This window comes from Kribbella sp. (assembly GCF_035687465.1).
Lineage (GTDB): Bacteria > Actinomycetota > Actinomycetes > Propionibacteriales > Kribbellaceae > Kribbella.
Genome location: NZ_DASRXP010000162.1, coordinates 1 through 13,413, shown reverse-complemented (window position 1 = coordinate 13,413; position 13,413 = coordinate 1). Strand labels below are relative to the sequence as shown.

Below are 13,413 nucleotides of genomic sequence, written 5' to 3'. Positions count from 1 at the left end.
TCAATCAGCCTGTGCCATGTCGCCACCGGACAGACAGACGCGATGCTCGAGTTCGCCAAGGGCTTCGCGACCTGGGATCTATACCCCGGCCACTACATTCTTGAGGCTGCCGGAGGGGTCGTGGTCGACCTCGACGGCCGGCCGATCGCTTTGGATGGCAGATTCGATACCAGCGAGAAGGTCACGGCGGCAATGACCACGCGCCAAGAATTCGTCGCAACCGCGAGTCCTGATCTGGCCCGGGAGATCCTGGAGTACTTGCAACCAACGCAGGACTGACGTACTAGGTCAGGACATGCGGGTGGGTACCCAGAAGCGGAGTTTGCCGTGGCGCTCGTCCTCCAGTTCGCCGCCGGCCGCCTCGATCACCTTGCGGGAGGGGTCGTTGTTGTTGTCGCAGGTCACGAGGGCGGGATCTATGCCCAGGCGGGCCGCGAACGGGAGGGACTGGACCAGCATCTGGGTCGCGTAGCCCTTGCGCCGGGCGGACGGGCGGACGACGTACCCGATGTGGCCGCCGAGCTCGTTGAGGGCGGGGGTCAGGCGGTGCCGGATAGAGAGTCGCCCGAGCCACTCCTCACCGTCGACGAACCAGAGCACGGTTTGGTGCACCAGGTCCGGCGGGAGCGGGGTCTCCTCGTCGGCCTCGGACTGGATCGTCTCGATCAGATGAGCGAACTCCGCCGGGTCCTCCATCTGGGCCCGGGTCCAGGAGCTGTCGAACCCGTGCGCACCCATCCAGCGGTCCTCGTGCGGCTCCAGCTCGTCCCAGGCTTGCAGGAAGGAACGGTGAACGGCAACGGTCGGCTCGATGAGGGTTGGCATAAGCCAAGTGTCGCAACACACGCGACCGTCTTATGTGGAGGGCCGCACGAGGTTAAGGTGCGGACATGGCGAAGGCACCGAGAGTTCTGGGAATCGTGCTGGCCGGCGGCGAGGGGAAGCGGCTGATGCCGCTCACGGCGGACCGGGCCAAACCGGCCGTGCCGTTCGGGGGCAGTTATCGCCTGATCGACTTCGTGCTGTCCAACCTGGTCAATGCGGGCTACCGCAACCTGTTCGTGCTGACGCAGTACAAGTCGCACTCGCTGGACAGGCACGTCACCGTCACCTGGCGGATGTCCACCCTGCTCGGCAACTTCGTCAGCTGCGTGCCGGCGCAGCAGCGGCTCGGCCCGCAGTGGTACCAGGGCAGCGCGGACGCGATCTACCAGTCGATGAACCTGATCGACGACTTCAAGCCCGACATCATCGTGGTGTTCGGCGCCGACCACGTCTACCGGATGGACGCCTCGCAGATGGTCGCGGCGCACATCCAGCGCGGCAACGGCGTGACCGTGGCCGGGATCCGGGTGCCGCGGGCCGAGGCGTCGGAGTTCGGCGTGATCAAGACGGCGGAGGACGGCCAGGGCATCGCGGAGTTCCTGGAGAAGCCGGCCGATCCGCCCGGTCTGCCGGACTCCCCGGACGAGACGTTCGCCTCGATGGGCAACTACGTGTTCAGCGCCGACGTCCTGGTCGAGGCACTGCGCAAGGATGCGGCTAACCCGGCGTCCCGACACGACATGGGCGGCGACATCGTCCCGATGCTGGTTGCCGAGGGCAAGGCGGGGGTCTACGACTTCAAGGACAACGATCTGCCCGGCGCGCTCGATCGGGACCGCTCGTACTGGCGCGACGTCGGCTCGCTGGACTCGTACCACGAGGCGCACATGGACCTGGTCTCGATCCAGCCGGTGTTCAACCTCTACAACAACGACTGGCCGATCTTCACCTCCCACCCGCAGCTGCCCGGCGCCAAGTTCACCGACAACGCGACGGTGGGGGAGTCGATCATCTGCGCCGGCTCGATCATCACCGGCGCCTCGGTGGACCACTCGGTGCTCGGGCCGAACGTGATCGTCAGCTCCGGCGCGACGATCGAGCGGTCGGTGATCATGGACAACTGCCGGATCGGCGCCGACGTCGTCCTGAAGAACGTGATCCTGGACAAGAACATCGTGGTCCCCGACGGCGTGCAGATCGGCGTCGATCCCGACCTGGACCGGGAGCGTGGCTTCTCCGTGTCCAAGGGCGGTGTCACGGTGCTCGGCAAGGGTCAGGTCATCGAGGCGTGACAGAGTCTCAGGCTGACGACCTCGATTCGGCCGATCCGGGCCACCGGGACCTGTTCGACATTCCGCCGGCCGAGGGCGGCGACTTTCCCGATGTGGCGTACTTCGCCGGGAACTCGCTCGGGCTGAGGCCCAAGGCGACCCGCGAGGAGTTGCTGGAGGACCTCGATTCCTGGGCCTCGCTCGGCGTCGAGGGGCATCTGGACGCGGTCCGGCCGTGGCTGCCGTACCACGAACTGCTGACCGGCCCGGCCTCGCGACTGGTCGGAGCGCTGCCGAGCGAGACCGTGGTGATGAACTCCCTGACGGTCAACCTGCACCTGCTGATGGTGTCGTTCTACCGGCCTACGCCCGAGCGGTTCCGGATCGTGATCGAGGACTCCGCGTTCCCGTCGGACAGCTACGCGGTGCGATCACAGACCCGCTTCCACGGGTTCGATCCCGACGACGCGGTGGTCCGGCTGCGACCACGCGAGGGTGAAGACTGCCTCCGTACTGCGGACGTCGTCGAGCGACTCGGATCCGACGTGGCGCTGGTGTTGCTCGGCGGGGTGAACTACCTGACCGGGGAGCTGATGGACATCCCGGCGATCACGGCCGCCGGTCATGCCGCGGGCGCTGTGGTCGGATGGGATCTCGCCCATGCGGCCGGGAACGTGCCGTTGTCCCTGCACGACTGGGACGTGGATTTCGCGGCGTGGTGCTCGTACAAGTACCTGAACTCGGGGCCGGGTGCGCTCGCGGGCGCGTTCGTGCACGAGCGGCACCTCGGTTCGGACGTGCCGCGGTTCGAGGGGTGGTGGAGTACCGAGGCGGCCACCCGGTTCGAGATGACCGCGGTGTCCCGGCCGCCCGCGTCCGCGGATGCCTGGCAGGTGTCGAACCCGCCGATCTTCTCGCTGAGCCCGGTGCGGACCTCACTCGAGCTGTTCGACAAGGTCGGCATCGGGGTGCTGCGAGACCGCAGCGTCCGGCTCACGGCGTACCTGGAGAAGTCGTTGGCGCAGATCCTGCCGGAGCGTGCGTTGCAGCTGATCACGCCCGCCGATCCGAACCGCCGGGGTGCCCAGCTGTCCCTACGGATTGGCGCCGGTACTGCGGGGGAGCTGGCCCGGCGGCTTCGGCATGAGTTCGGGGTGATCGCGGACGCCCGCGAGCCCGACGTACTGCGGCTTGCGCCTGTTCCGCTGTACTCGACGTACCACGACTGCTGGCGTGCTGTGGAGGCGCTGGCCCGAGCCGTACCGGAGACCGCATGACAGCCGAGCGTGTCGCGATCGTCGGGGCCGGCCTGACGGGCAGCCTGCTCGCCTGCTTCCTGGCGCGCCGCGGCCTCACGGTGGCGTTGTACGAGCGCCGGCCCGATCCGCGGGTGGGGCAACCCGAGCGTGGGCGGTCCATCAACCTCGCGATCTCCGAGCGCGGGCTGGACGCGCTGCGGCGGATCGACCTGGTCGACCAGGTGATGGCGGACGCGTTGCCGATGAAGGGCCGGATGATCCATCCGGTCGAGGGTCCGCTGGACTTCCAGCAGTACAGCGCGAGCGGCGCGCGGGCGATCAACTCGATCAGCCGGGGCACGCTGAACAACGCGCTGCTCGATGCCGCCACCCAGGCGCCCGGGGTGGAGGTTCACTTCGAGCACCGCTTGCTCGAGCTGGACTCGCAGGGCGGGCGGATGGTGTTCGAGACGCCCGCAGGCAAGGTCGAGGAGCATGCGGACGTGGTGCTCGGCGCCGATGGCGCGGGGTCGGCGGTCCGGGGTGCGTTGCTTGCCGAGGGCATCTTGAACGAGGAGGTGGACTTCCTCGATTACGGCTACAAGGAGCTCTCGATTCCTGCTGTGGGTGGGGAGTTCGCGCTGGATCCGGGTGCTCTGCACATCTGGCCGCGGGGCACCTCGATGATGATCGCGTTGCCGAACCCGGATCGCTCCTTCACCTGCACGCTGTTCTGGCCGGCCGGGAGTTTCGATGCCCTCAGCAATGAGGGTCTGATCGAGCGGCACTTCGCCAAGGAGTATCCGGATCTGTTGCCGTTGGCACCGGGGTTGGTGGACGACTACCTGCACAACCCGGTCGGAGTACTGGGGACCGTGCATGCGTCGCCGTGGCAGGCGCACGGGCGGACCGCGTTGATCGGGGATGCCGCGCACGCGATCGTGCCGTTCTACGGGCAGGGCGCGAACTGTGCGTTCGAGGACGTGGTCGAGCTGGATCGCTGCCTGGACGACACCGCGGGTTCCTGGGCGCGGGCACTGCCGCTGTTCGAGCACCGCCGCCGGGAGAACACGGAGGCGATCGCGGAGATGGCGCTGGCGAACTTCGTCGAGATGCGGGACAAGGTGGCGTCGCCCGTCTTCCGCCTCGGCAAGCGCATCGAGCACGCACTGGAACGCGCGCTCCCCGGGCGCTACGTCTCGCGGTACGAGCTGGTCTCCTTCTCCACCACCCCGTACGCCGAAGTCCGCCAACGAGTCCACCGCCAACACCAGTTCCTCGCCGCCGCAGTCCTCCTCGGCGCCGGAGTCGTCGGCGCGGCGGCCCGCATCGCTCGTTCCGAACGAAGAGTCCGCGACACGGGAGGTCGGCGATGAGCTTGTGGAGTCCTTCGCTTTTGACTGGGCAGGCTGGCGAGCCTGGTCTGTTGCGCAACTTTGTCGGCGGTGAGTTCGTCGATGGGGGTTCGACTTTCGCCAAGCTGAGTCCGGTGACTGGCGAGCAGATCTTCGATGTGGCCGAGGCTGACGAGGGGGTGGTGGATGCGGCCGTGGCGGCTGCGCGGGCGGCGCTCGACGGGCCTTGGGGGCGGATGAGTGAGCAGGAGCGGGCGGTGGTGCTGCGCCGGGTCGCCGACGAATTGGAGCGACGGTTCGACGATCTGATCGCGGCCGAGGTCGGCGACACCGGCAAGTCGATCAGCCAGGCGCGGACGCTCGACATCCCGCGCGGCGCGGCGAACTTCCGGGCCTTCGCGGACTTCGCGACCACCGCCGCCACCGAGTCGTACAGCACCACCCTGGCGGACGGCCGCCGCGCGCTGAACTACGCGGTCCGCAAGCCCGTCGGCGTGGTCGCGATCATCGTGCCGTGGAACCTGCCGTTGCTGCTGCTGACCTGGAAGGTCGCCCCGGCGCTTGCCTGCGGCAACACTGTGGTGGTGAAGCCTTCCGAGGAAACCCCTTCCTCGGCGACCGTTCTCGCCGAGGTGATGGCGGCGGCCGGAGTACCGGCTGGTGTTTTCAACCTGGTGCACGGGTTCGGGCCGTCGTCGGCGGGGGAGTTCCTGACCAAGCATCCCGGTGTGGACGCGATCACCTTTACCGGCGAATCCGCCACCGGCAGCGCGATCGCGAAGGCCGCCGCGGACGGGGTCAAGGCCGTCTCCTTCGAACTAGGCGGCAAGAACGCCGCCCTGGTCTTCGCCGACGCTGACCTCGACGCCGCCGTCGAGGGATCCGTCCGCTCGGTCTTCACCAACGGCGGCCAGGTCTGCCTCTGCACCGAACGGCTCTATGTGCAACGCCCGGTGTACGACGAGTTCTGCGCCCGGCTGGCGCGGCGAGCCGACGAACTGACCTTCGGCTGGCCCTCCGACGAGACCACGGTCAACATGCCGCTGATCTCCAAACAACACCGCGACAAAGTCCTCTCGTACTACGACCTGGCGCGTTCCGAGGGCGCGCAGGTGCTCGCAGGCGGCGGCGTACCGTCCTTCGGCGACGCGCGCGATGGTGGTTGCTATGTGCAACCGACCGTGGTCACCGGGCTGCCGGCCGACGCGCGCACGAACACCGAGGAGATCTTCGGCCCGATCTGTCACATCGCCCCCTTCGACACCGAGGAGGAGGCTCTCGCCCTGGCCAACGACAGCCGCTACGGCCTCGCCGCCACCGTCTGGACCCGCGACGTCGGCCGCGCCCACCGCGCCGGCGCCGCCCTCGACGTCGGCATCGTCTGGGTCAACACCTGGTACCTCCGCGACCTCCGAACCCCGTTCGGTGGCATGAAACTCTCAGGCATAGGCCGAGAAGGCGGCACCCACTCCCTCCACTTCTACTCCGACCTAACCAACGTCTGCGTGGAGCTCTCATGAGTGGCGCGCATGTGGTGGTGGGGAAGGCGGTGCCTCGGGGGCGGTTTCCGCATGTGAAGGTGGTGAACGGGTTCGCGTTTGTGTCGGGGACGTCTAGCCGGTTGCCGGACAACACGATTGCTGGTGCGGTGGTGGATGAGTTCGGGACGACCGCGTTGGACATTCGGGTGCAGACGCGGGCGGTGATCGAGAACATCCGGGACATTCTTGGTGCGGTCGGGGCTGGGCTGGAGGATCTGGTCAGCCTGACGACGTATCTGGTGTCGATGAACGACTTCGGTGGGTACAACGAGGTTTATGGGGAGTTCTTCGATGAGAGTGGGCCGGCTCGGACGACGGTCGCAGTACATCAACTGCCGCATCCTCAACTACTGATCGAGATTCAAGCTGTTGCGGCCGTTCCGCAGAAACCTGGAGAGGTGAGCTGATGGTCAACCTGGAGTCGACGAACTTTCCGGAGTGGGTCGAGGAGAACAAGCATCTGCTGAAGCCGCCGGTCGGCAACAAGCAGATGTTCCCCACCGGGGACGACTTCATCACGATGGTGGTCGGCGGGCCGAACCAGCGGACCGACTTCCACGTGGATCCGTACGAGGAGTTCTTCTACCAGATCCGCGGCACCATGCACGTCGACGTGATGACGGACGACGGCCCGGGGCGGGTGGACATCAACGAGGGCGAGATGTGGGTGCTGCCGCGGAACACGCCGCACTCGCCGCAGCGTGACGCGGACTCGATCGGTCTGGTGATCGAGCGGGTCCGGGAGCAGGGCACGCTGGAGAAGTTCCGCTGGTACTGCGCCAACTGCAACGCGATCGTGCACGAGGTGGAGCTGCAGGTGACCGACATCGTCGAAGACCTGCCGCCGGTGTTCAAGGCGTTCTACGACAGCGAAGACGCCCGCACCTGCCCCAACTGCGGCACCATCCATCCAGGCAAGGGCTAGAGCGTGACGGGACCCGTCGTCGACGTTCACACGCATCTGGTGCCGAAGGGGTGGCCGGATCTGGGTGCTGCGTGTGGGGGAACGGGGTGGCCCTGGCTGCGGATCGACTCCGAGCGGGCGGCGATGATCATGGTGGGGGAGAGCGAGTTCCGGCCGATCGGGCCGCAGACCTGGGATCCCGCCACCCGGCGGGCCGATATGGATGCCGATGGCATCGATCTGCAGGTGGTCTCGCCGACGCCGGTGTTCTTCGCCTACGACCGGCCCGCGGACCAGGCCGTCAAGGTGGCACGGATCTTCAACGACCTGACCCTGGAAACGCTCGCCGGGGACACCAGACTGATCCCGTTCTGCCAGGTACCGCTCCAGGATCCCGACGCCGCCTGCGAGGAACTGGACCGCTGCCTGGCCGCGGGGCACGCCGGGGTGGAGATCGGCAACCACGTCGGCGACACCGATCTCGACGATGCCGGGATCGTTGCCTTCCTTACCCATTGTGCCGAGGTCGGTGCGCCGGTCCTGGTGCATCCGTGGGACATGCCGGGCAGCCCGCGGCTCGATCGCTGGATGGCGCGTTGGCTGACCGGGATGCCGGCCGAGACCCATCTGTCCTTGCTGGCGATGATCCTGGGCGGCGCGTTCGACCGGCTGCCGGTGTCGCTGCGGATCTGTTTCGCCCACGGAGGTGGGAGTTTCGCCTTCTGGCTGGGCCGGCTGGAGAACGCCTGGCACCGGCGCGGAGACGTAGTACGAGGGTCGTCATTGCATGCCCCCAGCCACTATCTCGACCGGTTCTTCGTCGATACGGTGGTTTTCGAGCCTTCTGCTCTGCGGCTGCTGGTCGATACTGTGGGCGAAGACCAGCTGATCGTGGGCAGTGACTACCCGTATCCATTGGGTGAACGGCCGGTCGGGGAGGTGGTTCACAAGGCGGGCTTCCTCACCGACGGTCAGCGGCACAAGCTGCTGTCCGCCAACGCGATGCGGTACTTAGGGAGGTCAGGTCTGCATGAGTGAGGACCGCTCTGTCCTGAGCAGGGAGTCGCGCGAGCCGGACGAGCAGTTGCGGTACGGCGAGCACGAGGACCACGTGATCGACGTCTGGCACGCCAAGGAGTACCGGCCCCTGGTGGTGTTCGTGCACGGGGGATTCTGGCGCCCGGAGTACGACCGGACACATGGCCGCCCGCTCTGCGAGGCGCTGGCGGACGAGGGCTGGCCGGTGGTCTCACTGGAGTACCGGCGCGAACCGGGGCAGCCCGACCTGAGCACCACCGACGTCCGGGACGCGATCGATCGGCTGCCCGACCTGGTCGACGTGCACGCCGGGTATGTGCTGGTGGGCCATTCCGCCGGCGGGCAACTCGCGTTGTGGGCCGCGTCGACGCACAACCCGGTCCGGCTGCGCGGAGTACTGGCGCTGGCGCCGATCGCGGATCTGCTGATGGCGGATCGGCTCGGGTTGGACGACGGCGGAGTACGGGACTTCATCGGCGACGGCATCCGCAACGACCTGGACCCGGTGCACCTCCCGGCGTCGATCGCACAGGTCGCCATCATCCACGGTACGAATGACACCGTGGTACCGCTGTCAGTCACGGAATCCTTCGTGACGGCCCACCCCACCGCCCGCCTCCACCGCCTCACCGGCACCGGCCACTACGAACTGATAGACCCCCGCACCGAAGCCTGGCACCAACTAACCACCGAACTAACCAAGTTCACCGGCTAGTTCTTCAGGCCTCCGGGCGTTTGACGGCTGCTAGGAGGCCGTCGCCGCAAGGGAGGAGGGCGGAGACGAGGTCGTCGTCCTCGCGGATGGCTCGGATCAGGTCGCGGATGGCGGTGGTGTCCGGGTCGCGGTGGGCCGGGTCGGCGATGCGGCCCTCCCAGAGGGCGTTGTCGAAGGCGACGACGCCGCCGGGGCGGAGCAGGCGCAGGGCCTCGTGCAGGTAGGCGGTGTACTCACGCTTGTCCGCGTCGCAGAAGACCAGGTCGTAGTGACCGTCGGTGAGCCGGGTGACGACGTCGAGGGCCGAGCCGGCGATCAGCCGGAAGCGCTGGGAGGGGACGCCTGCGTCCAGGAAGGTCTTACGGGCCAGGCGCTGGTTCTCCGCGTCGATGTCGACCGTGGTCAAGGTGCCGTCGGTGCGCATTCCGCGCAACAACGCCAGGCCGGAGACTCCCGTGCCGGTGCCGATCTCGACGACCGCCTTCGCGCCGACGGCCGCGGCCAGCATGCTGAGGGCCGAGGCCGCACCAGGGCCGATCGCGGACACGCCACTGTCCTCAGCGCTCACCCGGGCACCGGCGATGACGTCGTCCTCACCGGTGTAGTCCTCGGCGTAAGCCCAGGATGCGGGGTCGATGCCCGTGGCGATGATGCCCTCCCTGATCCATGCCGCTGCGGTCTTCATCTAGGCCGAAGCCTAGCGTCCCCGGGTCCGCCTTTCGTGTCTCCCGCGCTGAGACTGCGCACTCTTGCTCGTAACTTCGGGGCTTGAGCAGATATGATCGAGCGAGTCGGGCGCAGGTCCAGGAGTTCAAGGGGGTGTCGGGTGATGCGGTGGTCAGGAGCGGATGACGTCGATGCCGGCTTCCTTGAAGATGGCGAGCTGGGACTCGTCCGCCTGGGCGTCGGTGACGAGCGTGTCGATCTCGCTCAGCTCACAGATCCGGGCGAAGGCGCGCTGGCCGAGCTTGGACGAGTCGGCCACCACGACCACCTTGGCGGCCCGGCTGACGATCAGCTGGTTGATGTTCGCCTCACCCTCGTGGTGGGCGGTGGCGCCGGTCTCGTCGATCCCGTCGACGCCGATGAAGGCGATGTCCAGGGACAGGTCGGCCAGGATCCGGTGCGACAGCGGGCCGATCATCTCGTAGGACTGCGGCCGGGCGACGCCGCCGGTGAGCACCATCTTGACGTGCGGCCGGACGATCAGCTCGTTGGCGATGTTCAGCGCGTTGGTGACGAGCGTGAAGGCGGGCTCGCCGTGCTCGGCGGACAGTTCCGGCCGGGTCGCCAGGGTCCGTGCGACCTCGGAGATCGTGGTGCCGCCGTTCATCCCGATCACCATGCCGCGGCGAACCAGGGTGGCGGCCGCTTGCGCAATCCGCTGCTTCTCCGACGCGAAACGCGCAGTCTTGTAGCGCAGCGGCAGGTCGTACGAGACCGCGTTCGCGACGGCGCCGCCGCGGGTCCGGGTGAGGAGCTGCTGCTTGCCCAGGTGGTCGAGGTCGCGCCTGATCGTCGCGGCGGACACATGCAACTGCTCGGCGAGCTCGTCGACGTCGATGGCGCCCTTCTCGGCGAGCGACTCGAGCAACGTGTTCAGCCGTTCATAACGCTTCACCCGGGGCTCCTCCTTCACAAGTTCGGTCAGCCGGACGGCTGCCGGTTGGCACCATTCGATCACGTTCGAGCAGTTTCGACCATTACATCTCCGGAGACGACATGACCGACACCCCGTTCGTGAGCACTGAGATCGCCACTCAGCCGGAACTCTGGCGGCAGGTCTCGTCCGGTTTCGCGCAGTACGGTGGCGCATTGCCCAAGCCCGGTCAACGAGTTGCGGCGGTCGGCTGCGGTACGTCGTGGTTCATGGCGATGGCGTACGCCGCGCTCCGGGAGGACCTCGGCCAGGGCGAGACCGACGCGTTCGCCGGTTCGGAATTCCCGGCCGGACGCCAGTACGACGCAGTTGTGGTCATCAGCCGCTCAGGAACCACAACCGAAGTACTCGACCTTATCCGTACTACGACCCAGCCGACCGTCGCTATCACTGCGACGGCCGGGTCGCCGATCGTCGAGTTGGCGGACGAGACGATCCTGCTGGACTTCGCCGACGAGCAGTCCGTTGTGCAGACCAGGTTCGCGACCACCACGCTGGCGTTGCTCCGCGCGTCCGTCGGCCAGGACCTGACCCAGGCCGCGGCGGACGCCGAGACAGCCCTGACTATCGACGTGGACGAACTGGCGAAGCTCGAGCAGGTCACCTACGTCGGCTCCCGCTGGACCCTGGGCCTTGCCCACGAAGCTGGCCTGAAGCAGCGCGAGGCGGCCGCGGCTTGGACCGAGGCGTACCCGTCGATGGACTACCGTCACGGCCCGATCGCGATCGCCCAGCCAGGCCGAGGCGTCTGGATCTTCGGCGAGCCGCCGGCAGGCCTGATCGACGACGTCACCGCCACCGGCGCCACGATCGTCCACCACGCCGACCTCGACCCGATGGCATCCCTGGTGATCGCCCAACGGGTCGCCGTCGCCAAGGCGCTCGCCCTGGGCCTCAACCCAGATCAGCCCCGCAGCCTCACCCGCTCCGTCATCCTCGACTGAGCCGGGCTGCAGTCACAGGGGACGTGACGGCCCAGCCGTCAGCCCAGGCTTTGAGCAACACGGGTTTCCTCCTTGAGTGAGCCAAGGCCGGCTAGCCAGCCGAAACACGAGGCGGCGAGGACGGTCGCCGCCACGAGCAGTAGTGCCGTATGCGTTCCCACTGCCGGAACCAGCAGTCCACCGGCGACCTGCCCGAGTGCAGCCGCGCCGACACGCAGACTGGCGGCGGTGGTGCCTACCCGGCCCTGCAGTCCAGTCGGTGAGTACTGCTGTCGGGCGGTGAACATCGCGGGAAGCATCGGCCCCTCCAGCAGTCCAGTAGCCGCGACAATCACCAGCAACACCGCAAGGCTTTCCGCAAGCGACCAGGACGCGATTGCGAGACCGCAGGCCGCGATGCAGACGATGACCACCCGCTCGGGCCGCCACCGACTCTGGAATCGCCCCAGCAGCACGGCCGTCGTTACGCTGCCGATCTGGAGTGCGGTCCACAGGTAGCCGGCGGCAGATCTCGGCGCCCCCAGCTGCGCCATGTGCAGCGGAAGAGTGATCAGCAGGATGCCCATGGCAACCATCACTCCTGTCGTGGCCACGGTCGACGCGCGGAGCCTCGGCGTGCGGGCCAGGTGCTTCAGGCCGCCTGCCACCGAAGTCAGGAAGCTTTCCCCAGTTGCAGCGGCGCCGGCAGGGAGAACTGGCAGTCGCATGATCGCGAAGATGCTGCAGGTCGCGGTGACCACGATGACGACCGCAGCAGCCTCGACGGAAACAGCCGCCGCGATAGTGGCTGCTGCCGCCGGGCCTGTGACCGTCGCTGCGCCGAAGCTAGCCGCCTCCAAGGAGTTGGCGCGGACCAGCAGCGGCTGCGGAACCAGCGACGGCAGCATGCTCGTGAAACCGCCAGTCACCATCGGCAGTGTCACGCCGGCGATCGCCGCCAGCGCAGGCGTCATCCAGTGGGAGCTGTGACCGACCACGGCCAGCATGGCGAGCATCACGGCTCCCAGCACTGCCTGGTTGATCCCGAGGGCGGTCCGGCGGTACGGCGTCCGGTCGAGCCACGCGCCGAGGATGGGACCGGTGATCATCGCAGGAAGGGCGTAGGCGGCTCCCGTGAGTCCGGCGAGGGCGGGACTGTCTGTGCGGTCCAGGACGAGCAGAACCAGGGTGAAGGCGACCATCTCGTCGCCCACTCGGGCAAGGGTGGCAGCCAGGTAGTACTGCGGCATTCCTCGGACGGCCAGTAACTGTCGCATCGAGGTCTCCTGTAACGCACAGATAGCAGTTACGCGTTACGCTAGCAAAGGCGTTACGCTGCCGCCACCCGAAAGGAGCACGATGGAAAGCCTGCAGACGCCGGACCGGCTGGTCAGGCTGGCGGTCGACCTGGTGAACACCCGGACCGCGAATCCGGAGCAGTTGACCTCACCGCAGACCGTCCGCCAGTTCCTGCTCGATCACGGCGAGTCCGAGCCGATCACCCTGGACGACGACGATCTCGCCCAGGTGCGAGTGGTCCGTGAGCTCATCCGCCCGGTCTTCCACTCAGAACCGGCCGACGCCGCCCGCATCCTGAACCACCTCCTCGCCGAATACGCAGTACGGCCCTATCTGTCCGATCACGACGGCTCACCCTGGCACCTGCACGTGGCGAAACCCGGCGCGACCTGGGCCGACTGGTTGGCAGCCGGTACTGCGCTCGGCCTCGCCGGGTTCGCCGCGGCGCACGGATTCGAGGCGATCGACGCGTGCGCCGCGCCCGACTGCGAACGCGTCTTCGTGAACCCGGCCGAGCGCCGCCCCCGCCGGTTCTGCACTCCGACGTGCTCGAGCCGCACCCGCGTCGCGTCGTACCGGGCCCGCCAGCGCGGCTGAGACCAGCCCGTCAGCGAGATCGCGCTCGTCAGCGAGCCTGCTTGGCC

Annotated in this window: 15 protein-coding genes; 11 read left to right on the top strand and 4 right to left on the bottom strand. The window is 67.7% G+C overall.

The window, feature by feature from the left end:
* On the top strand, positions 1-279 hold a 279-nt coding region (locus VFG33_RS08190), incomplete at its 5' end, for an inositol monophosphatase family protein (protein ID WP_325024083.1).
* Between the two features lie 9 nt (positions 280-288).
* Here VFG33_RS08190 and VFG33_RS08185 read toward each other — a convergent pair.
* Positions 289-825, bottom strand: coding sequence for a GNAT family N-acetyltransferase (locus tag VFG33_RS08185; protein WP_325024081.1), 537 nt, complete (start codon positions 823-825; stop codon positions 289-291).
* Between the two features lie 65 nt (positions 826-890).
* Between VFG33_RS08185 and glgC the strand changes: the two genes are divergently transcribed.
* From glgC to VFG33_RS08145, 8 genes are read left to right on the top strand one after another with little or no spacing between them, the layout of a single operon-like run.
* The gene (gene glgC / locus VFG33_RS08180; protein WP_325024079.1) at positions 891-2,117 is read left to right on the top strand and encodes a glucose-1-phosphate adenylyltransferase; all 1,227 of its coding nucleotides are present in this window, start codon (positions 891-893) and stop codon (positions 2,115-2,117) included.
* The gene (gene kynU / locus VFG33_RS08175; protein ID WP_325024077.1) at positions 2,114-3,373 is read left to right on the top strand and encodes a kynureninase; all 1,260 of its coding nucleotides are present in this window, start codon (positions 2,114-2,116) and stop codon (positions 3,371-3,373) included. Before glgC ends, kynU begins: the two co-directional genes overlap by 4 nt.
* A complete protein-coding gene (locus tag VFG33_RS08170) occupies positions 3,370-4,710 on the top strand; it encodes an FAD-dependent oxidoreductase (RefSeq protein WP_325024075.1) in 1,341 nt (446 codons plus the stop codon). Before kynU ends, VFG33_RS08170 begins: the two co-directional genes overlap by 4 nt.
* A 50-nt stretch (positions 4,711-4,760) precedes the next feature.
* A complete protein-coding gene (locus VFG33_RS08165; RefSeq protein ID WP_325024073.1) occupies positions 4,761-6,209 on the top strand; it encodes a 2-hydroxymuconic semialdehyde dehydrogenase in 1,449 nt (482 codons plus the stop codon).
* On the top strand, positions 6,206-6,637 hold the full coding sequence (locus VFG33_RS08160) for a RidA family protein (RefSeq protein WP_325024071.1): 432 nt from the start codon (positions 6,206-6,208) through the stop codon (positions 6,635-6,637). Before VFG33_RS08165 ends, VFG33_RS08160 begins: the two co-directional genes overlap by 4 nt.
* Positions 6,637-7,155 carry a 3-hydroxyanthranilate 3,4-dioxygenase gene (locus VFG33_RS08155; RefSeq protein ID WP_325024069.1) on the top strand — a complete coding sequence of 173 codons (519 nt, stop codon included), beginning with the start codon at positions 6,637-6,639 and terminating at the stop codon, positions 7,153-7,155. The genes VFG33_RS08160 and VFG33_RS08155 overlap by 1 nt, the downstream gene beginning before the upstream one ends.
* A 3-nt stretch (positions 7,156-7,158) precedes the next feature.
* Positions 7,159-8,172, top strand: coding sequence for an amidohydrolase family protein (locus VFG33_RS08150; protein ID WP_325024067.1), 1,014 nt, complete (start codon positions 7,159-7,161; stop codon positions 8,170-8,172).
* Complete coding sequence (locus VFG33_RS08145) at positions 8,165-8,887, top strand: alpha/beta hydrolase family protein (protein WP_325024065.1); 723 nt, start codon at positions 8,165-8,167, stop codon at positions 8,885-8,887. Before VFG33_RS08150 ends, VFG33_RS08145 begins: the two co-directional genes overlap by 8 nt.
* Before the next feature lie 4 nt (positions 8,888-8,891).
* On the opposite strand, the gene VFG33_RS08140 is transcribed toward VFG33_RS08145, so the two are convergent.
* Both VFG33_RS08140 and VFG33_RS08135 read right to left on the bottom strand, forming a co-directional pair.
* A complete protein-coding gene (locus VFG33_RS08140; RefSeq protein ID WP_325024063.1) occupies positions 8,892-9,572 on the bottom strand; it encodes an O-methyltransferase in 681 nt (226 codons plus the stop codon).
* Between the two features lie 153 nt (positions 9,573-9,725).
* Positions 9,726-10,508 (bottom strand): DeoR/GlpR family DNA-binding transcription regulator, encoded by a 783-nt coding sequence (locus VFG33_RS08135; RefSeq protein WP_325024061.1) that lies wholly within the window; start codon positions 10,506-10,508, stop codon positions 9,726-9,728.
* Positions 10,509-10,609: 101 nt separating this feature from the next.
* Between VFG33_RS08135 and VFG33_RS08130 the strand changes: the two genes are divergently transcribed.
* Positions 10,610-11,491: an SIS domain-containing protein gene (locus tag VFG33_RS08130; RefSeq protein ID WP_325024059.1), complete on the top strand. Its 882-nt coding sequence runs from the start codon at positions 10,610-10,612 to the stop codon at positions 11,489-11,491.
* A 38-nt stretch (positions 11,492-11,529) separates the two neighbouring features.
* Here VFG33_RS08130 and VFG33_RS08125 read toward each other — a convergent pair whose 3' ends face one another.
* A complete protein-coding gene (locus tag VFG33_RS08125) occupies positions 11,530-12,747 on the bottom strand; it encodes an MFS transporter (protein WP_325024057.1) in 1,218 nt (405 codons plus the stop codon).
* An 82-nt stretch (positions 12,748-12,829) separates the two neighbouring features.
* On the opposite strand from VFG33_RS08125, the gene VFG33_RS08120 reads away from it, so the two are divergent.
* A complete protein-coding gene (locus VFG33_RS08120; protein ID WP_325024056.1) occupies positions 12,830-13,366 on the top strand; it encodes a CGNR zinc finger domain-containing protein in 537 nt (178 codons plus the stop codon).
* Positions 13,367-13,413: the final 47 nt, after the last annotated feature.